Raw genomic sequence first — 24432 nt, 5'->3', positions numbered from 1 at the left:
CTCCTCATCCGCGGGGTCTCCCCCTGACACCCATCCTGCCCCCTCGTGGGGCCGGTCGGCCTCAGCCGGGGATCACCTTGTCGACGTACGGCACCAGGCGCACCGGTCCGACGAGTCCGTAGTTCTGACGGGCCGCGACGCCGTACACCGCGGGGGTGACGACGCGGAGCCGGTTGAGCAGTGTCGAGGCGACCTCCACCTCGATGACGTTCTTGCCGGGCCGGAGCCGGTGACCGAGGTCGACCGACGGGTCCATCGGGTCGCACGGGGGCAGCAGGGCACCGTTGACGCGCACCCGGAAGGTGTCGTTGACCTCGCCCAGCTCGAGGACGGCGCCGTCGTGGCCGGTCCAGTCCTTGCCGAGGTCGACGGTGGTCCGGTAGCGGCCGATCCCGGAGACGTCCTCGAAGCCGGCGACCTTCGACCACGAGTCCAGCGTGGTCAGTGCCGTGGCCTTGTGGGCCTGCTTCGTCGTGCGCAGGTCCTTCGGGTTCGCGGTGTTGGTCGGCTTCCAGTCCTCGAGCGCGAGGGTCCACGCGGTCGGCGTGATCGGCTCGCGGACCCGGGCCACCGTGACGGTGACCTTCTTGCCGCCCTTGCGGGTGATCTCGGTCGCCCCGGCGGTCGTGGTCCGCAGCGCGGCGTTGCTGCCCTGGAGCACGATCTCCTGGCCGGCACCGGAGACCGGCAGGACCGAGCGGTCCTGGGACAGTCCACGCGGCGCGAGGGCCACGATCATCGACTGGCCGGGCAGGAGGTCGACGCGGACCCGGATCCGGTCGCCGACCCGCTCGTGGGCGGGGATGCGTGCAGTGGTGCCGCCCCAGGCGTCGAGGAGCCACGGGACCGACGTCTTGTCGGTCGCGGTGAGCCAGACGTCCTGGGTCGCGCGGTTGAGACGACGGTTCTCGGCGTGCCGCGCGTTGGCGAGGTAGTAGAGGTCGACCTTGCCGCTGACCCGGCGCACGTGCATGACCGTGGAGTCGGCGTGCTCGACGTCGCGGACGACACCGAGGGCCGTGAGGGCGTTGCCGACCTCCGCCTCGGGCACCGTGCGGGTCGTTCCGAGGGCCGCCACCTGGCCCATCAGGCTGCGCACCTCGGCGAGCTCGGCCTCGTCGTACCGGCCGATGGGCGTCACCGCCGACCAGTCCCCGATGAGGACGATCGGCAGCCCGGCCCTGCCCAGCTTGAGGATCCGCCGCGCGCCGTCGAGGTCCATCGTGACGGCGTTGCTGCGCAGCGAGTCCGGGCCGACGACGAGCGCCTTGTACGCCGGACCGTCGGGTGCCAGGCGGCCGCCGCGCACCTTCTGGGCAGCAGGCAGGGCCAGGAGCGAGGCGCTGACGAACGAGTGCGACCAGCCGAACTTCGTGCCGTTGTTGGTGATCCACTGCGGACCGATCCCGGTCGACGCCCAGCCCTTGTGCCGCCAGAAGGCGATGTCGTACTTCGCCGCACCGCTCTGCAGCACCAGCTGGTTGCGCGACAGGTAGGCCGCGATGCCGGGGATGTGCTCCCACTGCGGCGTACGCGGACCCCATGCCTCGCCGTAGCCGATCGCGCCGTTGTAGTACGGCGAGAAGGCCGCGAAGCCGGGCCAGGTGACGTCCGGCGCCTGGGCGTAGGGGAAACCGTGGATCATCAGCTGGTTCACGCCGGCCGCGAAGATGCTGTTGATCGTGAACAGCGCCTGGTTCTGGGCGGTGACGCTGACGCTGTTGGCGCCCCAGGTCGTGTTGTAGGCCGCGCCGTTGTAGCAGATCGCCTCGCAGGACAGCACCGTGTGACCGGCCATGTCGCGCCCGGCCGCCATCACGCGGTAGTCGTCGAGGTTCTTGAAGCCCAGCGACTCCGTCTCGGGGACGTCGACCACCGCGGAGTGCTCCATGGTGTCGGTCTCGAGGCCGTACGGCTGGATCCGGATGCCCATGCCGAGCGTCCGGGCGAAGTCCTGGATCGGGCGCAGGTGCTCGTCGCGGTACAGGTCGGAGAGGACCTGGTTGTAGTCGTCGCGGACCTCGTTGGTGCGCAGCGTGTCGGCGGTCGCCGGGTCGGCAGCAGCCATCACGAACTGGTACTTCTCGTCCTTCTCGAGCACGAGCGGCAGCCACGGACGCAGGTCGTAGCCGCGCGACTTCTGGAAGATCGCGAGGAAGTCGCGGGTCCAGATCGTCGCCTCGGTCTCGATCTCGAGGGAGTCCTCGAAGAGGTAGCCGCCGGCCTTCTTGAGCAGTCGCCGCATCTCGGCGTCGAGGATGCGCGACTTCCACAGGTCGATGACGGCCTGCGCACCGCGCTTGCTGAAGTGGTCGACGACGTAGGAACGCGGCGTGGTGTGCGGGCCTGCCTCGGGCTCCTGGCCGGAGCCACGCTGCCAGGTGGCGAGGACGATCCAGCTGCCGCCGGCCGGCTCGGCCGGGGCCGTCCAGGTGAGGTGCTCGCCGGTGACGGAGCCGGTCAGGTCGAGGTGTGAGGTCGGGTCGAGGATCGTGCTGGTGACGACACCGTTGCGGTCCTTCACGGTCCCGGTGATCCGGTGCGCCTGGACGGTCACGAGCGTGGAGGTGATGACCCCGCTCGCGGCCTCGACGACCGGCTCGGGCAGCGCGGCGTCGTACGACGCTCCGGCCGCGACGACCGCCTGACCGTGCACCAGCTCGGTGCAGGCCGCGTCGTCGTCGGGCGTGATCGTCGGGACGGCTGCAGGCCAGGACGGCCCGACCGTGATGTCGACACGGACGTCGCGCTTGGCCGCCTGGGCCAGCGCGGCCTTCACACCGGCCACCCACGCAGGGGTTCCCCATCCGTGCTTCGAGGTGTCGATGTCGATGTTGCGGGCGCGCAGACTGTGCGTCACGTCGGCGACCTCGAGCACGCCGAACCCTGCGGCGGCGACCTGGTCGACCTCGCGGGCGATCTCCTTCGGGTCGACCAGACCGTGCGGCCACCACCAGCGGAAACCGGCCGCGGTGGCGGTTCCCGGCTTGCGGAAGGCCCGCTCCAGCTGGGCCGGGAGTGCGCCGGTCAGGGTGGCCGAGGCGGGCGCCGGGACGAGGGCGTCGGTGGCGGCAGCACCGACCGCGGCAGCGCCGACGGTGGCGGCAGCTGCGCCGAAGAGCGAGCGGCGGTTGAGGCGGGCGCCGGGAGTGGGGTCGGTCATCGTGCAGCCTTCCGGGAGGGGGAGAGGGGAGCGATCAGACGGGGAGCAGTACGGCGGTGCAGTGGGGTGTGCAGCGGCTGGGATCAGCGCCGGGCGCGGGCCTCGGCGCCGTCCCAGTCGAGTCCGTCGCGCGGTTCGAAGCGGCGGACGTCGTACGAGCGGGCGACCAGGTCACGCATGGCGGCGAGGTCGGGCAGGTCGGCGCCGAGGGCGCGGCCCTGGACGAGGACGTTGCCGAGGGCAGCGGCCTCGACCGGACCGGCGAGCACGGGCAGGCCGCAGGCGTCCGCCGTGAGCTGGCAGAGCACCTCGTTCTGGGAACCACCACCGACCACGTGGACGACCTCGAGAGGGACGTTCGCCAGGGCGGCCGCGGTGCGGACGTGGCGGCGGTACGCGACGGCGAGGCTGTCGACGATCGTGCGGGTGATCGCGACCGGGGAGTGCGGCACCTGCTCGCCGGCCTCGGCGGCCAGCGCAGCGACCCGCTCGGGCATGGGATCGGCCGCGGTGCTGGGGAAGAGCAGGCGCGGGTCGTTGATGTCGATGATCGTGCGCAGCGGCTCGAAGTTTTCGGCGGCACCGATCAGCGAGCGGAGCTCGACGTCCTTGTAGCGACGCTCGCTCCACGACCGCAGGCACTCCGAGAGCACCCACAGGCCCATGACGTTCTTGAGGAAGCGCACCGTGCCGTCGACGCCGAGCTCGTTGGTGAAGTCGGCGAGCCGGGCCTCCTCGCTCAGCACCGGCTGGTCGAGCTCGAGCCCGACGAGCGACCAGGTGCCGGAGGAGATGTAGGCGAAGTTCTTGGTCGACGCAGGGACGCCGACCACGGCCGAGGCCGTGTCGTGCGAGCCGACCGCGACCACCGGGACGTCGCCACCGACACCGAGGTCCTGGGCGACCTCGGGCAGCAGGTTGCCGAGCACCGAGCCAGGCTCGCGCAGCGGCGGGAGGACCGACCACGGCAGCTCGAGCTCGCGGCACAGGTCGCGGGCCCACTCCCCCGAGCGGATGTCGAGCAGCTGGGTGGTGGAGGCGTTCGTGCGCTCTGCGCCGACGACACCGGTCAGCCAGTAGCCGAGCAGGTCGGGCAGCAGCAGCAGGGACTCCGCCGACTCCAGCGCAGCGGTGCCACGCGCGGCGACCAGCTGGTAGAGCGTGTTGAACGGGAGCTGCTGGATGCCGGTCGTCGCGTAGAGCTCGGCGGCACCGATCTCGGCGACGACCTTCTCCGCGATCCCGTCGACGCGCGTGTCACGGTGGCTGAAGACCTGACCGAGCAGCTGGCCGTCGCGGTCCAGGAGGCCGTGGTCGATCGCCCATGAGTCGATGCCGATGCCGTGCAAGGGACCCGTCCGGGCGACCTCGCGGATACCGACCAGGCTCTCCCGGTGGATCCCGAGGACGTCCCAGAAGAGTGAACCCCGCGCCCGCACCGCCCCGTTGGGGAAACGGTGCATCTCGTTGATCTCGATGCGCTCGCTCGAGATCCGGCCGGACATGACCCGGCCCGAGGTGGCGCCGAGGTCGACCGCAGCGACCCGGACGTTGTTCATCGCAGCCTCATCGCAGGAAGGCGGCAGCCACCCCGGCGTCGACCGGGATGTGCAGGCCAGTGGTGTGCGAGAGCTCGGCGCTGCAGAGGACGAACACCGCGTTGGCGATGTTCTCCGGCAGCACCTCGCGCTTGAGGATCGTGCGCTGGGCGTAGAACTTGCCCAGGTCCTTCTCCTCGACGCCGTAGACCGCGGCGCGGTTGGCGCCCCAGCCACTGGCGAAGATGCCCGATCCGGCGACGACCCCGTCGGGGTTGACGCCGTTGACCTTGATGCCGTGCTCACCGAGCTCGGCCGCGAGCAGCCGGACCTGGTGGGCCTGGTCGGCCTTGGCGGCGCCGTACGCGACGTTGTTGGGGCCGGCGAAGATCGAGTTCTTGCTGGAGATGTAGACGATGTCGCCGCCCATCTGCTGCTCGATCATGACCTTCGCGCTCGCCTTGGCGACCAGGAACGAGCCCTTCGCCATGACGTCGTGCTGGAGGTCCCAGTCCTTCTCGGTGGTCTCCAGCAGCGAGCGGGAGAGCGAGAGGCCGGCGTTGTTGACGATGAGGTCGAGACCACCGAAGGCCAGGACCGCAGCGTCGATCGCGGCCTGCACGGCCGCCTCGTTGCTGACGTCGACCTGGACGCCGACGGCGACATCGCTGCCCCCTCCCACGGATCGAGCAATGTCGGCGGCCGTCTCCTGCGCCTTCTCCAGCGACAGGTCGGCGATGACGACGCAGGCGCCCTCGGCGGCGAGCTTGGCCGCGGTGGCCTTGCCGATGCCGGAGGCGGAGCCGGTCACGAAGGCGACACGCGTGGCGAGGGGCTTCGGCTTCGGCATCCGCTGGAGCTTGGCCTCCTCGAGCGCCCAGTACTCGATGCGGAACTTCTCCGCCTCGTCGATGGGGGCGTACGTCGACAGGCCCTCGGCACCGCGCATCACGTTGATGGCGTTGACGTAGAACTCACCGGCCACGCGGGCGGTCTGCTTGTCCTTGCCGAAGCTGAACATGCCGACGCCGGGGACCAGCACGATGAGCGGGTCCTTGCCACGGATCGCCGGCGACTCCGGGGTGGCGTTGCGGTCGTAGTAGCCCTGGTAGTCCTCGCGGTAGGAGACGGCGAGCTCGCCGAGACGCGCGATGCTCTCCTCGATCGTGGCGGCCGGGGGCAGGTCGAGCACGAGCGGCTTGACCTTCGTGCGCAGGAAGTGGTCCGGGCAGGACGTGCCCAGCGCGGACAGGCGCGGGTGCTCGCTGCTGGCGAGGAACTCGAGGACGACGTCGGCGTCGGTGAAGTGGCCGACCATGGGGCGATCGGCGCTCGCGATGCCGCGGATGGTCGGGGCCAGTGCAGCGGCGCGGGCCCGACGCTCGTCGGCAGGCAGGGCGGCGTACCCGTCCAGTGCGGGGCCGAACGGCTCCGCCTTGGTGTTGGCCTCGATGTACGACGCAGCAGTGTCGATGATCCAGAGTGAGTTGGCCTCGGCCTCCTCGCTGGTGTCACCCCACGCGGTGATGCCGTGGCCGCCGAGGATGCAGCCGATGGACTGCGGGTTCTGCTCCTTGATCGCGGCGATGTCGAGGCCCAGCTGGAAGCCGGGACGACGCCACGGGACCCACACGACCTTGTCGCCGTAGATCTTGGAGGTCAGCGCCTCGCCGTCGGCGGCGGTCGCGATGGCGATGCCGGAGTCGGGGTGCAGGTGGTCGACGTGCGCGGCGTCGACGAGCCCGTGCATCGCAGTGTCGATCGACGGTGCAGCACCGCCCTTGCCGTGCAGGCAGTAGTCGAACGCCGCGACCATCTCGTCCTCGCGGTCCAGACCGGGGTAGACGTCGACGAGGCTGCGCATCCGGTCGAGGCGGATGACGGCCAGGCCGGCCTCCTTGAGGGTGCCGAGGTCGCCACCGGATCCCTTGACCCAGAGCAGCTCGACGGGCTCACCGGTGACCGGGTCGGTCTCGGTGCCCTTGGCGGAGGTGTTGCCACCGGCGTAGTTGGTGTTCCTGGGGTCGGCGCCGAGGCGGTTGGAACGCGCGATCAGCGCGGCGGCTGCGGGGTTCGTCATCGTCTCTCTCAATTCCACGAAAGCTGGGTGCCGCCGACACGGGCGGCTTCGATCTCGGACTGGTGGCCGGACTCGGCGTAGGCACGCATCGGCTCAGCCGGCAGGCCTCGCTCCTCGCGCCATCCGGCCAGGTCGGCCCGGACGTCGGTGTAGAACGCGTCCATCAGGATGCCGTTGGCACCGAGCACGTCACCGGCCGTCTGCGCCGCGTCGAGCGCGTCGCGGTCGACCAGCAGTGCGCGTGCGGTCATCTCCTGCACGTTGAGCACGGAGCGGATCTGGCCGGGGATCTTGTCCTCGACGTTGTGGCACTGGTCGAGCATGAACGCGACCTCGCTGTGCCCGTCGGGGTTCGCCGGTCCGTAGCCGCCGCCGCGGATCACCTCGAAGAGGATGCGGAAGAGCTGGAAGGGGTCCGCCGAGCCGACGATCAGGTCGTCGTCGGCGTAGAAGCGGGAGTTGAAGTCGAAGGAGCCGAGCTTCCCGAGGCGCAGGAGCTGCATCACGATGAACTCGATGTTGGTGCCGGGCGCGTGGTGGCCCGTGTCGAGGCAGACCGTCGCGCGCTCGCCGAGGGCGCTGACCTGGGCGTACGACGTGCCCCAGTCCGGGACATCGGTGTGGTAGAACGCCGGCTCGAAGAACTTGTACTCGAGCACGAGGCGCTGCTCCTCGCCGATCCGCTCGTAGATCGCGGCGAGGGACTCGGCGAGCCGGTCCTGGCGACCGCGGAGGTCGGCCTGGCCGGGGTAGTTGCTGCCGTCGGCGAGCCAGATCTTCAGGTCGCGCGACCCGGTCGCGTCCATCACGTCGATGCACTCGAAGTGGTGGTCCACCGCCTTCTGGCGGATCTTCGGGTCGACGTGGGCGAGCGAGCCGAACTTGTAGTCGTCGTCCTGGAAGGTGTTGGAGTTGATCGTGCCGAGCGCGACGCCGAGACCCTCGGCGTGGGTGCGCAACGCGGCGTAGTCGTCGACCTTGTCCCACGGGATGTGCAGCGCCACCTTGGGCGCGAGGCCGGTGAACCGGTGCACGGTCGCGGCGTCGGCGATCTTCTCCTCGATCGAGCGCGGGGTCCCCGCGCTGCCGAAGACCTTGAACCGGGTGCCGGAGTTGCCGAACGCCCAGGAGGGGAGCTCGATGGCCTGGCCGTCGAGCTTGGCCGCGATGGCGGCGAAGTCGTTCATCAGAGGTTGCCTTCGAGAGAATCCGGCACGCCTGAGCGCGCCGAGGTGAGCTGGGTGATCTGGTCGTCAAGGTTGAAGACCTCGCGGAGCGGGACGTTGCCCTCGTCGGGGGCGCCCTCGAGCTGGGTGAAGTACGGCGCCATGTCGGCCTGCCACCGGGCGTTGACCTCGGTGGCGGCCATGGCTGCCTGGGCTGCGACCAGGTCGTCGGACTCGACGTACCCGATCAACAGCCCGTCCTCCCGCAGGAACAGGGAGTAGTTGCGCCAGCCCGTCTCCTCGAGTGCGGCGAGCATCTCCGGCCAGACGGCGCGGTGTCGCTCGACGTACTCGTCCATCCGGTCGGGACGGACCTGGAGACTGAAGCAGTAGCGGGGCATGGGTGACCCTCCTCCCTGTTCCTGCGGTGCGGATGTGCGTTGCTAAAGGTCGATCAACAGGCGGGTTCGACTCAGAAGTCGAAGTCGCCGATGTTGTCCTTGTTGAAGCGGTACGGGTCGCCCAGCAGGACGGTGCCGTTCTCGCCGACCGTGAACTCGCCCAGGTCACCGGCGGTGAACGTGTCACCCTCCTTGCCGGTGATGTCGCCGTCAGCCAGCGCCTTGCCGGCGTAGGCGGACAGGAAGCCGAGGTCCTCGGGGTTCCAGAGGGCGAACTCGGTGACGGTGCCGTCCTCGATGTAGTCACGCATCTGGTTCGGGGTGCCGAGACCGGTCAGCGCGACCTTGCCCTTGGCGCTGGAGGTGGAGAGGTAGCGCGCGGCGGCGGAGATGCCGACCGTGGTGGGCGAGATGATGCCCTTCAGGTTCGGGTGGTCGGCCAGCAGGGCAGCCGTCTTGTCGAACGAGGTCTGGTCGTCGTCGTCGCCGTACACGGTGTCGACGAGCTCGATGTTCGGGTGGCTCGCCTCGAGCTCCGCCTTCATCATGTCGATCCAGGCGTTCTGGTTGGTCGCGTTGGCCGCGGCCGACAGGATCGCGACCTCGCCCTCGTCGCCGATCTGCTCGGCGATCATCTCGACCTGGACCTTGGCGATGCCCTCGGCGGTGGCCTGGTTGATGAACAGGTCGCGGCACTCGGGGTCGGTGTCGGAGTCGAAGGTGACGACCTTGGTGCCGGCCTCACGAGCAGCGTTGAGCGAGTCGCACAGCGCCGTCGGGTCGTTGGCGGACACGATGAGGGCGTTGACGCCCTGCGCCGCGGCGGTGTCGATGTAGGTCACCTGGGCGTCGGGACCGGCCGTGTCGGGGCCGACCTCGTCGTAGGTGCCACCGAACTCCTTGACGGCCTTCTCGCCGCCGGCGTCGCTGGTCTCGAAGTACGGGTTGCCCAGGTTCTTGGGCAGGAAGGTGACCGTGGTGGCGTCGCTGTCGCTACCGCCGCCGCCGTTGTCGTCGCTTCCGCAGGCTGCGAGGCCGAGCGAGGCGACCATGGCCAGCGCTGCCCCGGCGGCGAACCGCTTGGTGTGGATCTTCATTGAAACTACCTTTCGGATGACTCGCCGGCGCCCGGCGTCTGAGGTGTGACCGATGGGGGTGCGTCGATCACTTTCCGCCGCGGCAGCAGGGCCCGGACCCGCGGCAGGAAGTTGGAGGCGATCACGGAACCGACCAGCAGGAGGCCGATGATGATCTGGATGACCTCGGAGCCCTGCCCGTCGAGCTGGAGCGCCGAGTTGAGGACGGCGATGAGGAGCACACCGGCGACGACGCCGTGCAGGGCTCCGCGCCCGCCGAAGATGGAGACCCCGCCGAGCAGGACACCGGCGATGACCTTGAGCTCGAAGCCCGTGCCGGTGTCGGTCGCCACGGAGTTGGCCTTCAGCGCGACGTAGACGCCGGCGAAGGCGGCGACCGCACCGCTGAGGACGAACAGGATCATCTTGGTGCGAGCGACGTTGACGCCGGAGAAGTGCGCCGACTCGTCGCTGAGGCCGATCTCGAAGATGCCGCGCCCGAAGCGGGTGAAGTGCAGCAGCACGCCGAAGGCGACGATGAGGACCGCGGTCGGGATCAGGATGTTGGGGTACTGCGTGTCACCGATCCGCTCGGTGGGCCAGTCCTGCCAGCCCTCCGGGAACCCGGAGATCCGCTTGGCCTGGATCAGGCCCTCGGCGAGACCCCGGTAGAGCGCGAGGCTTCCGATGGTCACGGCCAGCGACGGCAGTCCGACGTAGGCGATGAAGAAGCCGTTGAGCGCTCCGAGCAGGGAGCCGACGACGATCGCGATGATGGCGGCGACCGGGACGGAGACGTCGTGCTCGACCACCAGGACACCGGTGACCGCGGCGCTCGCACCGAGGGTGCTCGCGACCGAGAGGTCGATCTCGCCGGTGATGATGATCAGCGTCATCGGCAGCGCCATCAGCAGGATCGGCGCGTACTCCTTGCTGAGGTTGAAGATCGTCAGCGGGCCGTCGAAGAACGGGATGTTGCCCATCGAGTAGATGAACACGACGACCAGGGCGAGGATGACGGCCGCTTCGCGGGTCAGCAGGGCGCGGGCGAGCGGGTTGCGCGAGTACGCCGGGTAGGTGCGCTCGGCGCCGTCGGGCTTCGTGAGCGTCGGGGTGCTCATGCGTGATCCCTCGCTTCGATCAGCTTGTGGGTTCGTCGGATGCTGAGCACCCGGTCGAGGACGATCGAGCCGATGATCAGTGCGCCGACCACGGCGCCCTGCCAGAACTCGCTGATGCCGAGGATCGGCAGCGCGCGGTTGATCGTGACGAGCAGGAAGGCGCCGATGGCGGCTCCCCAGACGGTGCCGCTGCCACCGAAGATGGCGACACCGCCGATGACGACGGCCGCGACGGCCTGGAGCTCGATGCCCGACCCGGTGCCGGAGAAGGCGGTGGCGTAGCGGGCGGCGGAGAAGACACCGGCCAGGCCGGCGAGGGCACCGCAGAGGACGAAGGCGCCGAAGACACGACGAGCGGAGGGCAGGCCGTACAGGTCGGCCGCGTCCGGGTCGGAACCGATCGCGTAGAGCTCGCGGCCACCCCGTGCGGTGTGCAGGTAGTAGCCGACGGCCGCGACGACGACGAGGGCGATGATCGTCAGCACCGGGATCGTGAGGACCTGCTGGGTGCCGAGCTTCTCGAAGTGTGCGGGGAAGTCCTGGGCGTTCATCCGCTCGCTGCCGACCTCATGGGTCAGCGCGCCGCGCAGGACGTACATCGTGCCGAGGGTGATCACGAGCGCCGGGACCCTGAACACCGTCACCAGCAGTCCGTTGAGGGCGCCGACCACGGCGCCGACGCCCAGACCGGCCAGGAACACCACGATCACGGGGGTGTCGGGGTTCGCGACGAAGATCTTGCCGGTCACGTACGCCGCGATGCCGAGCGTCGAGCCGACCGACAGGTCGACGTTGCGGGTGACCACGACGACCATCTGGCCGACGGCGAGCAGCAGGAGGATCGAGGGTGCGAGCAGGGTGTCGCGCCAGCCGTCAGCGCTGAGCAGGAACGAGCTACGCCGGGTCGTGGCGACGAGGACGATGAGGGCGAGGACGATCACGATCGCCAGCTCGCGCGAACGCAGCAGGTTGCGCGCGACGCGGGTGGCCGTGCTCTCCGCCAAGGGGGCGAGGGTGGACGCGCTCATCGGACGGGCTCCTTCTCGGAGTCACGCTGGGCGGACCGGGTCGCGGCCGCCATGACGTTCTCGGGGGTGGCCTCGGCGCGGGAGAGCTCGGCCGTCAGCCGGCCCTCGCACACGACCAGGACGCGGTCGGCCATGCCGAGCACCTCGGGCAGCTCGGAGGAGATCATCAGGATCGCGAGACCCTGGCCGGCGAGGTCGGACAGCAGGCGGTGGACCTCGGCCTTGGTGCCGACGTCGATGCCACGGGTGGGCTCGTCGATGATCAGCAGCGACGGGTTGGTCGCGAGCCACTTGGCGATGACGACCTTCTGCTGGTTGCCACCGCTCATGGTGGCGGCACGCATGTCGAGCGCGCTGGTCTTGACCTGCAGCTTGGCGGCCCAGGGTCCGGCGGCCTTGTTCTCGGCGCCGGCGGTCAGCAGACCGAGGCGGCTGAGCCGGCCCCGGATCACGGAGGCGACGTTCTTGGCGACCGAGCCCTCGATGACCAGGCCCTGCTGGCGGCGGTCCTCCGGGACGAAGGCCATGCCGGCGCGGATGGCGCGGCTGGGCTTGCCCTGGCGAACGGGTACGCCGCCGAGGGTGACCGATCCGGCGTCGTACTTGTCGACACCGAAGACGGCGCGTGCGATCTCGCTGCGGCCCGCTCCGACGAGGCCGGCCAGACCGACGATCTCACCGGCGCGCACCTGGAAGGAGATGTCGTGGAACTCGCCGGTCGAGTTGAGGCCCTGCACGTCGAGGACCACGTCGCCGATCGGTGCGACGGTCTTCGGGAAGAGCTCGGCGACCTCGCGGCCGACCATCTTCGAGACGATCTCGGACTCGCTGGTCTCGGCGATGAGGTGGGTGGAGACGTAGGCGCCGTCGCGCATCACGGTGACGACGTCGCAGAGGTCGAAGACCTCGTCGAAGCGGTGGGAGATGAACACCAGCGCCCGGCCCTCGTCGCGCAGGCTGCGGGCGACCGCGAACAGGCGAGCGACCTCGTTGCCGCTGAGCGCCGCGGTGGGCTCGTCCATCACGAGGAGCTTGGCCTCGAGCGAGATCGCCTTGGCGATCTCGATGAGCTGCTGGTCGGCGATCGAGAGGCCGTTGGCGGTGCGCCGGGGGTCGATGTCGACGCCGAGCCGGGCGAACAGCGCCTCGGACTCCGCGAACATCCGGGTCCGGTCGATCCGGCGGCCGGCACCGAGGGGGTGGCGGCCCATGAAGATGTTCTCGGCGACCGAGAGGTCGGGGAAGAGCGTCGGCTCCTGGTAGATCACGGCGACGCCGGCCGCCTTGGACTCGGCGGTGGACCCGAAGTCGACGGGTTCGCCGGCGAGCTCGAAGTAGCCGGTGTCGCGGCGGTGGACGCCCGCGACGATCTTGACCAGCGTGGACTTGCCGGCGCCGTTCTCACCCACGAGTGCGTGGATGGATCCGGGCGCCACCTCGAGGGTGCCGGACTTCAGTGCCTGGACGGCGCCGAAGGACTTCGCGACACCGCGCAACGCCAGGGTCAGCGGCTGTGCCGCGGCCTGGTGGGCTGCTGTCGACATCTCACTCCTTGTACTCGATCGCCGATTGAAAGGTTTCAATCGGCGAATGTCTGGACAGTAGGTGACCGCCATCACAGCAGTCAAGAGCACGGACGAAACTTTATTGAAACGAATCAAAACAGGTGCGGGGGCACCTCGTGGTCCTAGGGTGACCCCACAACGAAAGAAGGAACAGTGACCACCAGTGACACCGCACGCACCGGCGAGCCCGGCCGGAGCGTCTCGGTCAAGGACGTCGCGTCCACTGCCGGCGTCTCCGTCGGCACGGTGTCCAACGTCCTCAACCGCCCCGAGAAGGTCTCCCCGGCGACCCTCGAGCACGTCCAGCGGACGATCGAGCAGATGGGATTCATCCGCAACGACGCGGCCCGTCAGCTGCGAGCCGGCACCAACCGTGCCGTGGGCATGGTCGTGCTCGACGTCCGCAACCCCTTCTTCACCGACGTCGCCCGCGGCGTCGAGCTGCGCCTTGGCACCCGTGGCCGACCGCTGATCCTGGGCAGCTCGGGCCAGGACGCGGAGCGCGAGTCGACGTACCTCGACCTCTTCGAGGAGCAGCGCGTCAGCGGTCTGCTCATCACGCCCGTCGGCAAGGTCCTGCCGCGGCTGCGCCGCCTGCGCGAGCGCGGGACCGCCGTCGTGGTGGTCGACCGCCGCACCGGCAGTCGCGAGTTCTCCTCCGTCGCCGTCGACGACGTGCGTGGCGGTCGCCTCGGCGCGGCCCACCTCGTCGAGTCGGGGCGCCAGCGGATCGCCTTCATCGGCGGACCACGCGGCCTGACCCAGATCCGGCACCGCCTGCGCGGCATCGAGGAGGTCATCGAGGCCCATCCCGGGCACAGCGTCCAGCTGGTGGAGACCGCCACCATGGACGCCAGCGCCGGACGGCTCGCCGCGGAGGAGCTGCTCGCCCTGCCCCGCAAGGCCCGCCCCGACGCGATCTTCGCCGCCAACGACCTCGTCGCCCTCGGCGTCCTGCAGGCCCTCACCTTCGCTGGCGTCCGCGTCCCTGACGACGTCGCCATCCTCGGCTACGACGACATCGACTTCGCCGCCTCCGCCGCCATCCCGCTCAGCTCCATCCGCCAGCCCCGTGAGGAGATGGGCGAGGTCGCCACCGACCTCCTGCTGGCCGCGATCGAGGACCCCACCGCGGGCGTGCGTGACATCGTGCTCGAGCCCGAGCTCGTCGTACGGCGCTCGACGGGGGGCTGAGCCGCCCCGCGCGCTTGTAACTACGTGTTCATGCGCGAAAACCGGCCCCACACCGCCCGGGTAGCTGCCACAACACCCGGGTAGGTGGGCCGGTCGGCCCTCACCACCTGTCGCACCGAGGGGCTGCGATGGCAGCCCCTCCACGATGAGCCGGCGGTCGCCCGAACCGCACTACCCGGGTGCTGTGGCAGCTACCCGGGCGCTGTGACGCGCAAAATCGTGCACGAACACGTAGTTACAAGCGCGGCGCGGGAGGGGGTTACAGCCCCAGGTCGCGCCCGATCAGCTCCTTCATGATCTCGTTGGAGCCGGCCCAGATCTTGGTGACCCGGGCATCACGCCACGCACGAGCCACGCGGTACTCGTTCATGAAGCCGTAGCCACCGTGGATCTGGACGCAGTGGTCGAGGACCTCGGACTGCACCTGCGAGGAGAACCACTTCGCCTTGGCGGCGTCGATCGCGGTGAGCTGCTTCTGGCTGTGGTTGAGCACGCACTTGTCGATGTACGCCTCGGCGGCCTCGATGCGCGTCACCAGGTCGGCGAGCAGGAACTTGTTGTGCTGGAAGGTGCCGATCGGGACACCGAACGCGTGCCGGTCCTTGGCGTACTGGATCGTCTCCACGAGGATCTGCTTGGCGTGCGCGATGTTGGCGACGGCGCACCCCAGGCGCTCCTGCGGGAGCTTCTGCATCATGTGGATGAAGCCCATGTTGAGCTCGCCGATGACCTCGGCGTCGGTGAGCCGGACGTTCTCGAAGAAGAGCTCGGCGGTGTCGGACTCCTCCATGCCGACCTTGTCGAGCTTGCGGCCGCGGGAGAAGCCCTCCGCGGTCGCCTCGATGCCGAACAGGGTGATCCCCTTGGGGCCCTTCTCGGGGTCGGTGCGCACAGCGGTGACGAACAGGTCGCCGGAGTAGCCGTTGGTGATGAAGGTCTTGGAGCCGTTGATGACCCACGAGTCGCCGTCACGCACGGCGGTGGTCTTGAGCGCCGCGAGGTCGGAGCCGCCGGAGGGCTCGGTCATGCCGATACCGAGCAGGATCTCGCCGGAGGCGACGCCGGGCAGCCAGCGCTCCTTCTGCTCGTCGGTACCGAGCTCGACGATGTACGGCGCCGTGATGTCGGCGTGGATGCCGTGGCAGGTGGGGTACGCCGCACCGACCTTCGCGAGCTCCTCCTGCAGGACCGCGTTGAACCGGAAGTCGCCGGCCTCGGCGCCGCCGTACTGCTCCGGCACCTCGAGGCCGAGCAGGCCCTGCTTGCCGGCCTCGATCCAGAACTCGCGCGGCAGCGCCTTCGCGGCGATGTGCTCCTCGGCATGAGGCAGGACCGACCGGTCCACGAACTCCTTCACGGACGTCCGGAATGCCTCGTGGTCCTCGTCATAGATCTCACGCTTCATGGGTCCATGCTACTCACCGGTCACATAGCGCGTCGTTGTCGTCGAGCACAACGATTCCGGCCACCGAGTTGGTCAGTCGGCACCTGGCTCGATGCGCTTCGGCATGACCAGACCGGCCACCACCAGGGCGATCGAGGTGACCGCGACGGCGACGAAGACGGCGTGCAGCGCCGGGTCGAGTACGTCGATCGGCAGGTTCTCGAGGTCGACGTCACCTGCCCGCTGTCCCCCTCCGAGACGAGCGGCGACGACCCCGTTGGCGATCGCACCGAAGATCGCGACACCGACAGCACTGCCGAGCGAGCGGGAGAACATGTTCGCTCCGGTCGCCACGCCGCGGTCGCGCCACGCCACCGCCGACTGCGCGGCGACGATGCCGGGACTGGCGACGTACCCGAGTCCCAGCCCCAGGACCAGGCAGCCCAGCGCCAGCACCCAGACCGGCGTGCCGGGTCCGACGGTGGCGACGATCGTGGTCCCCACGACCCCGAACGCCGCGCCGGCGAGCAGGCAGGGCCGGAAGCCGTGGCGGAGGTAGAACCGGCCGGCGGTGCTGGCTGCGATCGGCCAGCCGATGGCGAGGGCGGCGACGGACAGGCCGGCCGTGACCGCTCCCGCACCCAGCACCTGCTGGGCGTAGACGGGCACGTAGGACGTGACGCCGAGCATCGCCATCCCCACCACGAAGGCGCCGAGCATGGCCGAGGTGAGCACCCGGTTGCGGAACACCCACAGCGGCAGCACGGGGTCGGGCACCCGGCGCTCGACGAGGACGAACCCGACCAGGAGGGCGAGCGCAGCCGCGAAGATCCCCACGCCGGCTGGCGACCACCACGCCCAGCGCAGGCCGCCCTCGAGCAGTCCGAGCAGCAGGAGTCCGGCAGCACCGGCGAGGAGCAGCGCGCCACCGATGTCCAGGGAGCGGCGTTCCTCGCGGGCTGCCTTGCCGGCCGTCTCGTGGAAGCGGCGGGCGAGCACGACCGCGGCCAGCAGGCCCAGCGGCACGTTGATCCAGAAGATCCACCGCCACGACGCGTGATCGGACAGCAACCCGCCGAGGCTCGGCCCCACGACCGCGGACACCGCCCACACCCCGGCGACGTAGCTCTGCGCCACGGCGCGCTCCGCCATCGAGTAGATGTCGCCCATGATCGTGATGCCGGCGGGCTGGATCGCGCCCGCGCCCAGGCCCTGGACGGCGCGGAAGACGATCAGTGCGGTCATGCTCCAGGCCACGGCGCACAGCACCGATCCGAGCACGAACAGGCCGATCCCCAGCAGCATCAGCGGCTTGCGGCCGAACACGTCGGCGAGCTTGCCGTAGATCGGCGTGGTCACCGCCTGGGCGAGCAGGTACGCGGAGAACAGCCACGGGAACTGCGTGAACCCGCCGAGGTCGTCCACGATCGCCGGGACGGCCGTCGCCAGGATGGTGGTGTCGATGGCGACGAGCGCGGTGCTGAGCATCACCGACGCGAGGATCGGTCCCCGCTCGCTGCGCAGACCGACGCTGGCGCGCGGGACGGGAGCGGCGGACTGGGTCACGTCAGGCGGCAACCACCCGGCACCGCCAGGCATTCCTCCGCGCGCGCCCACCGATGACTTCCCGGTCCTCAGGCAGTCTGTCCGGGCGTGCCGCACACGCACGGCACGGGCCACAACGACACGGGGAGACGCACCGATGATCGAAGCACGAGGACTCGTGCAGACCTTCCACACCGGGCGGGGCAAGCAGAAGCGAGAGGTCCACGCCGTCAGCGGAGTGGACCTCGAGGTCGCCGAGGGTGAGGTCGTGGGCTTCCTCGGCCCCAACGGCGCGGGCAAGACCACCACCTTGCGCATCCTGACGACGCTGCTGCAGCCGACGGCCGGCACGGCGAGGGTCGCGGGGTACGACGTCGCGACCCAGTCCGTCGACGTACGGCGCAGCATCGGCTACTGCTCCCAGACGGGCTCGACCTTCTCGAGCGCCTACGCAGGTGACGAGGTCGTCGACCACGGGATGCTCTACGGGATGTCGAAGGCGGCGGCCGTCGCCAAGGGCCGCGAGCTGTTCGACCAGCTCCAGCTCGAGGGGCTGTGGCGTCGGATGCCGAAGAACATGTCGGGTGGCCAGAAGCGCCGTCTGGACATCGCGATGGCGCTGATCCACTCGCCGTCCCTGGTCTTCCTCGACGAGCCGACGACCGGTCTCGACCCCCAGGCGCGGATCAACCTGTGGCAGCACATCGCCGACCTCCGTACCCGCGAGGGAGCCACGGTCTTCCTCACCACGCACTACCTCGACGAGGCCGATGCCCTCGCCGACCGGATCGTGATCATCGACCGCGGCCGGATCGTCGCCAGCGACACCGCCGACAACCTGAAGGCCGCCGTGTCGGGCGATCTGGTCGACCTCGAGGTGGCCACCGACGAGCAGGTGACGATCGCCCGCGACAAGCTCGGCTCGATCAGCAGCGACCTCACGATCGAGGGTCACCACGTCCGCGGCCGCGTCCCCCGGGCCGGCAGGGCCGTCCCCGGCCTCCTGCGCGACCTGGAGAACGCCGGCGTCCAGCTCGAGTCGGTCGAGGTCGTCCGGCCCACCCTCGACGACGTCTTCCTCACCCTCACCGGCCGCTCGTTGCGGGACGCCGAGGCGGCCGCCGGGACAACTGACTCCGCTGCCCCGACCGAGGAGGTCCTGTCATGACGTTGTTCCTGCGTGAGTCCTGGATCGTGTTCAACCGTCAGCTGCGGATGAACCTGCGCAACCCCGCCTGGGTGATCATCGGCATGCTCCAGCCAGTGCTCTACCTGCTCCTCTTCGGCCCGCTGCTCAGGCCGGTGATCGAGCAGCTCGGCGGCAACCAGTACACGTGGTTCGTGCCGGGAATGCTGGTCCAGCTGGGCATCTTCGGAGCCTTCTTCGCCGGGTTCTCACTGATCGGCGAGTGGCGCGAGGGCGTGATCGAGGCGGAACGGGTGACTCCTGCGCACCGCTCGGCACTGCTGTTCGGGCGGCTCTACCGTGATCTGCTCCAGCTGCTCGTCCAGGCGGTGATCCTCGTGGGGCTGGGCCTGTCCCTCGGGATGGACGCGTCCGTCGGCGGGATCGTGGTCGGCGTCGTCCTCACCCTGTTCCTCGGTGGCGCCTGCGCGGCTGCCTCGAACGCTCTCGCCCTGACCACCAAGAGCGAGGACGTGATGGCGCCGATCATCAACGTCGTGATGATGCCGGTGCTGCTGCTCAGCGGGATCCTGCTCCCGATGAGCTTCGGTGCGGGCTGGCTGGAGCGGCTGAGCGACTTCATGCCGATCCGCCACGTCGTCGACGCCGTTCGTGGGGCGTTCTTCGGCGACTTCGACAGCTCCATGCTGTGGGGGGTCGGCTGGACCTTCACGCTCTTCGGCCTCGCCGTGTGGTGGGGCACGGCCGTCTTCCGCAAGGAGAACTCCTGACCGCCCCCGCCTGACCCGAATGCCCCGCGAAGTGCGCGGGTTTCTCCGCCGAAGTGCGCGGGTTTCTCCGCCGAAGTGCGCGGGTTTCTCCGCCGAAGTGTCCCAGCGGCTCCAAGGGGGAGCGGCACACGGCGTACCTCGGCGGAGAGAACCACGCACTTCGCAGGAGAAAACCGCGCACTTCGCGGCCAAAACGAACGTCACTCCGAGGGGGGCTCCTCGGCTCCCGGGAGTGCACCGAGAGCCTTCCCGATCGTGTCGAGGTACTCCCTGAGCGGTACGACGTCGCCGTCCGCGGGGGCCTTGATGTCGACGTCTGCGTCGAAGTCGGAGAACTCGAAGCGGTCCTCACCGGTCTCCTCGACGGCCAGCAGGTAGTGGGGTTCGGCGACCCGGACGTCGAGGACCTCGCGCTGCGATCCATCGGTCTGCTCGATGCGGACGGTCTCCTGGCCGCCGACCTCGCCCGCGCCGAGGTCCGTGGACTCAGCGTCCTCGCGACCGTCGCGCTCGAGGAACTCGTCGAGGTCGCAGAAGGCCTCGGTGCTCTCGAGCAGGCTGTTCTCGATGACCCAGCTGTCACCCAGGACGGCCAGGATGATGGTCGTGGTGTCGGGGTCGCCGGAGGCGTTCCAGAACTTGCGGTCGGCGCGCAGGTAGACGTTGTCGTCGACCCGTAGCACCTCGGCCGTGCCGCCTGACTTCCCCGACTTCATCGTGCCCGTGCAGTCGCCGCTGCTCGTGGCGACGACGTCGACCGTGATCGTGTCGCCGGCGTCGTCGGAGAACTGGCCCTTGATCCGGGCGTTGTCGAGGACCGCCATGTCCTTCTCGGCGGCCTTCACGATCGCCTTCGGGTCGAGGGCGAGGAAGTCGTCGCTGTCGGGCTCGTCCTCTCCGCCGCTCGCCAGCGCCGCCACGACACCCGCGACCAGCGCGAGCGCCGCGGCGGACCCGCCGACGATCCACCAGCGCCGCGCCGTACGACCCGGACCTGCGGGGGCACCCGGGCCACCCATCGGGGGCGCGCCCGGCGGCCGGGTGAGGAAGGCCGGCGGGGGCGGGGCGGAGACAGCAGGTGTGTACGCCGTCGCCGGCGCCGGGCGCGAGGACGGCGGGACCGGCGCGACGGGACGCCCCGAGGGCGCGGGCGTCGGAGTGGGCGTCGGAGTGGGCGTCGGGGTGGGGATCGGCGTCGGCGTCGGCCCAGCGGTCGGGCGCAGGGCCGGACGCAGCGCCGTACCCCCCTTGACCTCGGGTACCGCGGAGCCGGGCGTCAGCGGCAGCCGGAGCGCGGCCTGCAGGTCCGAGCCCATCTCGCGCGCGCTCTGGTAGCGCTCGGTCGCGTCCTTGGCCATCGCGGTCCGCAGGATCCGGTTGGTGGCGTTGATCATCGGGCTCGCGCCCGCCAGCTGCGGCACCGGCTCACGGACGTGCGCCGCGACGAGCTGGTACTCCGAGACGCCGCGGTAGGGCGGCACGCCGGTCAACGCGACCCAGAGCAGGCATCCGAGGGCGTAGATGTCGGTGGACGGGCTGGCCTTCGCGCCGCCGTGCAGCTCGGGAGCCATGTAGGAGGGCGTGCCGGCCGTGGAGGAGCTGAAGCGGGTGGCGTCGGCGTTCATCCGCCGCGCGATCCCGAAGTCGGCGAGGTAGGCGCGGATCGAACCCGGTCGACGGCGCACGAGCACGTTGCCGGGCTTGATGTCGCGGTGGACCAGCCCTGCCTCGTGGGCATCGTCGAGACCGCTGGCCACCTGCTCGATGATCTCCAGCGCCTCGACCAGCGCGGGCGTGCCCTCCGTGCGGATCAGGTGCCCGAGATCGCCTCCCGGGATCAGCTGGCTGGCGATGTAGAGGTAGCCGTCCTCCTCGCCGTGGGCATGCACGGCCACGACGTGGGCGGACTCCAGCGATGCCTGGGCCCGCGCCTCGCGGATGAACCGCTCGCGGAACTCCGGGTCGTGCGCGAACAACGGCGCGATCACCTTCAGCGCGACCTCGCGACCGAGGTTCTCCTCCATGGCCCGGTAGACCACGCCCATGCCGCCCTGCCCGAGCTGCTCGACGATCCGGAAGCGCCCGATGCGGGAGCCGGGCACCGGATCGGGCGGGGAGGACGACGGGGACACAGGTCTGTTCTACCCGACGCGCGTGACGATCATGTCCTCCCGGGCGGCGAACCCGGGACTGGAAGAGAGAGGTGCGCCGCGCCCGGCCACCGGGTCTAACCCCCCAGGCCGTCCCCGGTGTGCGGTCGTCGTCAAAGCGGCAGACATCAGGCGCGGCACGCCTCTCAACGGACCACTCCCCCACGGCGCGGTCCGAGCCGAATTCTGACGGTCCCGGCGCTCGGGCGAAACCAGAGGATCAGAGGACAGTCCCCGAAGGGCCCCGCCGAGGCCACACGGGCGGCTAGCGTGACCCGAATGGGGGCCCGAGCTCGTCACGACCGACCGGCGACGCGACCCTTCGGCGTCTCCGTCGAGCGTGGCCTGCGGCTGGCCATCGGGATCCTCCTCCTGGCCAGGACGGTGGACTTCGCCTTCCAGTTCGTCACGACGGGCGCCACCGAAGAGGTCGCGGTCGGGTTCGGCGCGATCGTCGTGATCTGCACCGCCGCGGTGGCGATCCGCTGCCTGGCTGGCACGCCCAGCGGCTTCGACGTCGTGCTCTGCACCCTGGCACTCGTCGCCGGGGCGCTCAGTCCCCGCTCCGAGGTGCCCCTCGCCGGCGCCGCGGACTCACCGGTGGTGCACCTGATCGAGCCGATGCTGCTGGTGATTGCCGTCCGACGACGGCAGGCCGTCGTACCCATCCTCGCGCTGGCGGCACTCCACGTCGCGCTGCGCTGGACGACCGGCGACCTCGAGGGCCTGCGCTTCGGCGTCCAGGAAGCGGTGTTCGCGACGGGTACGGCGTTCGGGGCGCTGTTCCTGGTGACCCAGATGCGACGGGCCTCTGCGCGGGCCGAGACCGTGATCGCCGGTCAGCGTGCGGCTCGCGACGAACAGATGTCCGCGGCCGAGGTGACGAGCACCGCCTTCCTGCACGACGAGCTCATCCCGACCCTGCTGTCGATGGACAGCATCCCCGACGCACCACAGACGCGCACTGCCGCGAAGGCGGCGCTGGCGCGGATCACGGGACCGGACGCCACCGACGACACCACCGACATCGTCGGCTCGATCCGCGCCGTCGGAGTCCGGGAGGACCTCGACCTGGAGGTGGTCGTCAGCGGTCCCCGCACCCCGGTGCCCGACGCCGTGCTCGATGCCCTGGTGGGAGCGACCGCTGAGGCACTGCGCAATGTCGCACGGCACAGCGGTCAGCGACGTGCCACCGTGAGCGTCGTACGACGCCCGACGGGCCTGCGCATCACCATCGAGGACCCGGGCAAGGGCTTCAACGGCACCCCCGGGGTCGGCATGCGGGTCGCCATCATGGGCCGGGTCGAGGCCGTCGGCGCGACCGCCCGCATCGGTGCCGCTCCCGGCAACGGGACCGTCGTCTCCCTGGTGTGGCGCGCGCGATGGGCGGCCCGGGTCCTGGGGATCGCTCCGGACCACGACCGACTCATCCGGGCGGCCGTCCTCGTCCCGGGTCGGATCGCCCGCCAGGCCTGCGGCGTGCTGGCGGTCGGGTACCTCGGCACCGCCGTGCTGATCGGCCTGGACGCACCCCAACCGGCGTCCTACGCGGGGGCCGCAGCGATCACCGTCCTCGTCCTGGCCGTCACGATGGCGATGAGCCGTGGCCCGATGCCGCCGCTCCTGCTCGGCGCGATCGCCGCCGTGCCCGCGGTGGTGCTGTGGTTCGCGCTGCCGACCCTGTCCCGCGAAGGGATCGGTGGCGTGGAGTCGTGGCTGATCGAGTTCAGCGCGCTCCCGGCGCTGGCCATCGCCTGGGTGGTGTCCGTGCGAGCCGTGCTGGCGGTGCTCGTCCCCAACGCGGTGGTGATCCTGGTCGCGGCCCGTGACCTCGGCATCGCGGGGAGCGACCTCCCGCACCTGCTGCTCTCCCAGCCGGCGACGGCACTCTTCGTCGCCGTGATCGTGTCGGTCTGCCGACGGGCCGGGAGTGTCATGTCGGAGCCGGTCGGCACACAGGACTCGGCTCGCACGAAGACCCTCGAGGACTCCCTGGCCGCGACCCTCGAGCCGGTCGTCGCCGCACTCCGCGCAGCGAGCGAGCCGGGCGGGGCCAGGGACCACGCGCCGCGGGAGCTCGCCCTCGCGGTGCGCGACTGTCTCTACCTGCCGGGTCCGAACCACGCGCCGTTGCGGGCCGAGCTGGACGAGCTGCGGCGCGTCGGCACGCGGGTCGTGACCATCCTCCCGGATCCCCCGAGCGCGAGCCGGACGCTGGCCACCAGCATCGGGACCCTGCGGTTCCACAGTCCGGCCCAGGTCACGCTGTCGGCCAACATCGAGGAGGCGACGCTGGTCGTCGTCCCCGGCCTGACCGAGGATCAGACGGCGCTGATCAAGCGCGCACTACCCGTCGCGTGGAAGGTCGAAGGCGACGAGGACGCCTCGATCCTGACCGGCCCGACGGACCTGGCCACCCTCATTCGTCGAGGTGGCCGTCGGCACGTGCCCGGCTGATCAACCCGTGCACGTTGCCGATGTCCACACCGTCGTCGCGGTAGGAACGGGCCGCGCGGGCCAGGTGCTCGCGGACCGTGACCTCGCTGATGCCGAGCTGGCGGGCGACGAGCCGGTACGGCAGGCCGGTGCTGACGGACTGCAGGATCTCGATCTGCCGGTGTGAGAGGCGCGCGCCGATCGTGTCGTCGGTGAGCAACGCCGCCGCGAGCTGTCCCGAGCAGGCCAGGTCGCCGTTGACGGCGTCCCGGATCGCCTGCGCGATCGTGTCGACCGGGTCCACCTTGAGCACCAGTCCCGCCGCGCCGGCAGCGACACCGCGACGCACCGGGACGGGGCGGTCCTCGGCGGTGAAGAGCAGGACGACGACGCCCAGCGCCACCAGGCGGGCCACCGTCTCCTCGACGGGCGGCTGGCCGGGCATGTGCACGTCGAGCAGGACCGCGTCGACCCCGTCGGGTGCTGCGGCCAGCAGGTCGTCGAGCGACTCGGCGATCGCCACGAGGGCGAGGTCGGTCGCCGACTGTGCCAGGGCGGCACCCACACCGGCCAGGACGATCGGATGGTTGTCGATCGCGCCGACTCGAATCACACGGCTCACCTCTGCAGTATGGCGAGATCGATCGGCAACCCGTGGGTTTTCCGGC

Annotated in this window: 17 protein-coding genes; 4 read left to right on the top strand and 13 right to left on the bottom strand. The window is 70.3% G+C overall.

Going from position 1 to position 24432, the window contains the following annotated elements; translation table 11 throughout:
- Positions 1–61: 61 nt before the first annotated feature.
- The 9 genes from ASE01_RS05410 to ASE01_RS05370 form a co-directional block, all read right to left on the bottom strand.
- Positions 62–3163, bottom strand: coding sequence for a glycosyl hydrolase (locus ASE01_RS05410; protein WP_056749154.1), 3102 nt, complete (start codon positions 3161–3163; stop codon positions 62–64).
- Positions 3164–3246: 83 nt separating this feature from the next.
- Positions 3247–4722 (bottom strand): rhamnulokinase, encoded by a 1476-nt coding sequence (locus tag ASE01_RS05405; protein ID WP_056749153.1) that lies wholly within the window; start codon positions 4720–4722, stop codon positions 3247–3249.
- 7 nt (positions 4723–4729) lie between these two features.
- Complete coding sequence (locus ASE01_RS05400; RefSeq protein ID WP_056749152.1) at positions 4730–6781, bottom strand: bifunctional rhamnulose-1-phosphate aldolase/short-chain dehydrogenase; 2052 nt, start codon at positions 6779–6781, stop codon at positions 4730–4732.
- An 8-nt stretch (positions 6782–6789) separates the two neighbouring features.
- A complete protein-coding gene (gene rhaI / locus ASE01_RS05395) occupies positions 6790–7968 on the bottom strand; it encodes an L-rhamnose isomerase (protein ID WP_056749151.1) in 1179 nt (392 codons plus the stop codon).
- Positions 7968–8348 carry an L-rhamnose mutarotase gene (locus tag ASE01_RS05390; RefSeq protein WP_056749150.1) on the bottom strand — a complete coding sequence of 127 codons (381 nt, stop codon included), beginning with the start codon at positions 8346–8348 and terminating at the stop codon, positions 7968–7970. The genes rhaI and ASE01_RS05390 overlap by 1 nt, the downstream gene beginning before the upstream one ends.
- Before the next feature lie 71 nt (positions 8349–8419).
- Positions 8420–9445, bottom strand: coding sequence for a rhamnose ABC transporter substrate-binding protein (gene rhaS / locus ASE01_RS05385; protein WP_056749149.1), 1026 nt, complete (start codon positions 9443–9445; stop codon positions 8420–8422).
- A 5-nt stretch (positions 9446–9450) separates the two neighbouring features.
- Entirely contained in the window at positions 9451–10545 is a 1095-nt protein-coding gene (locus tag ASE01_RS05380; RefSeq protein WP_056749148.1) for an ABC transporter permease, read from the bottom strand.
- Positions 10542–11573, bottom strand: coding sequence for an ABC transporter permease (locus tag ASE01_RS05375; RefSeq protein ID WP_056749147.1), 1032 nt, complete (start codon positions 11571–11573; stop codon positions 10542–10544). The genes ASE01_RS05380 and ASE01_RS05375 overlap by 4 nt, the downstream gene beginning before the upstream one ends.
- A complete protein-coding gene (locus ASE01_RS05370; RefSeq protein WP_056749146.1) occupies positions 11570–13117 on the bottom strand; it encodes a sugar ABC transporter ATP-binding protein in 1548 nt (515 codons plus the stop codon). The genes ASE01_RS05375 and ASE01_RS05370 overlap by 4 nt, the downstream gene beginning before the upstream one ends.
- Before the next feature lie 174 nt (positions 13118–13291).
- Here ASE01_RS05370 and ASE01_RS05365 point away from each other — a divergent pair, with 174 nt between their 5' ends.
- A complete protein-coding gene (locus ASE01_RS05365; protein ID WP_056749145.1) occupies positions 13292–14332 on the top strand; it encodes a LacI family DNA-binding transcriptional regulator in 1041 nt (346 codons plus the stop codon).
- A gap of 259 nt (positions 14333–14591) precedes the next feature.
- Here ASE01_RS05365 and ASE01_RS05360 read toward each other — a convergent pair whose 3' ends face one another.
- Both ASE01_RS05360 and ASE01_RS05355 read right to left on the bottom strand, forming a co-directional pair.
- On the bottom strand, positions 14592–15737 hold the full coding sequence (locus tag ASE01_RS05360) for an acyl-CoA dehydrogenase family protein (protein WP_056749144.1): 1146 nt from the start codon (positions 15735–15737) through the stop codon (positions 14592–14594).
- 72 nt (positions 15738–15809) lie between these two features.
- A complete protein-coding gene (locus tag ASE01_RS05355) occupies positions 15810–17282 on the bottom strand; it encodes an MDR family MFS transporter (protein WP_056749143.1) in 1473 nt (490 codons plus the stop codon).
- 136 nt (positions 17283–17418) lie between these two features.
- On the opposite strand from ASE01_RS05355, the gene ASE01_RS05350 reads away from it, so the two are divergent.
- The gene (locus ASE01_RS05350; protein WP_056749142.1) at positions 17419–18429 is read left to right on the top strand and encodes an ATP-binding cassette domain-containing protein; all 1011 of its coding nucleotides are present in this window, start codon (positions 17419–17421) and stop codon (positions 18427–18429) included.
- Positions 18426–19178 (top strand): ABC transporter permease, encoded by a 753-nt coding sequence (locus tag ASE01_RS05345; RefSeq protein ID WP_056749141.1) that lies wholly within the window; start codon positions 18426–18428, stop codon positions 19176–19178. Before ASE01_RS05350 ends, ASE01_RS05345 begins: the two co-directional genes overlap by 4 nt.
- A gap of 200 nt (positions 19179–19378) precedes the next feature.
- Here the strand turns inward: ASE01_RS05345 and ASE01_RS05340 are convergent, their stop codons facing one another.
- A complete protein-coding gene (locus ASE01_RS05340) occupies positions 19379–21310 on the bottom strand; it encodes a serine/threonine-protein kinase (RefSeq protein ID WP_056749140.1) in 1932 nt (643 codons plus the stop codon).
- 297 nt (positions 21311–21607) lie between these two features.
- Between ASE01_RS05340 and ASE01_RS05335 the strand changes: the two genes are divergently transcribed.
- Positions 21608–23785, top strand: a complete 2178-nt coding sequence (locus ASE01_RS05335) for a hypothetical protein (protein ID WP_056749139.1) — start codon at positions 21608–21610, stop codon at positions 23783–23785.
- Here the strand turns inward: ASE01_RS05335 and ASE01_RS05330 are convergent.
- A complete protein-coding gene (locus ASE01_RS05330) occupies positions 23748–24386 on the bottom strand; it encodes a LuxR C-terminal-related transcriptional regulator (RefSeq protein WP_162260268.1) in 639 nt (212 codons plus the stop codon). The genes ASE01_RS05335 and ASE01_RS05330 overlap by 38 nt on opposite strands.
- Positions 24387–24432 lie beyond the last annotated feature (46 nt).

The sequence above is a fragment of the Nocardioides sp. Root190 genome (genome assembly GCF_001428565.1).
Lineage (GTDB): Bacteria > Actinomycetota > Actinomycetes > Propionibacteriales > Nocardioidaceae > Nocardioides.
The sequence above is the reverse complement of the archived record's forward strand: the minus strand, read 5'-3'. Positions and strand labels throughout refer to the sequence as shown.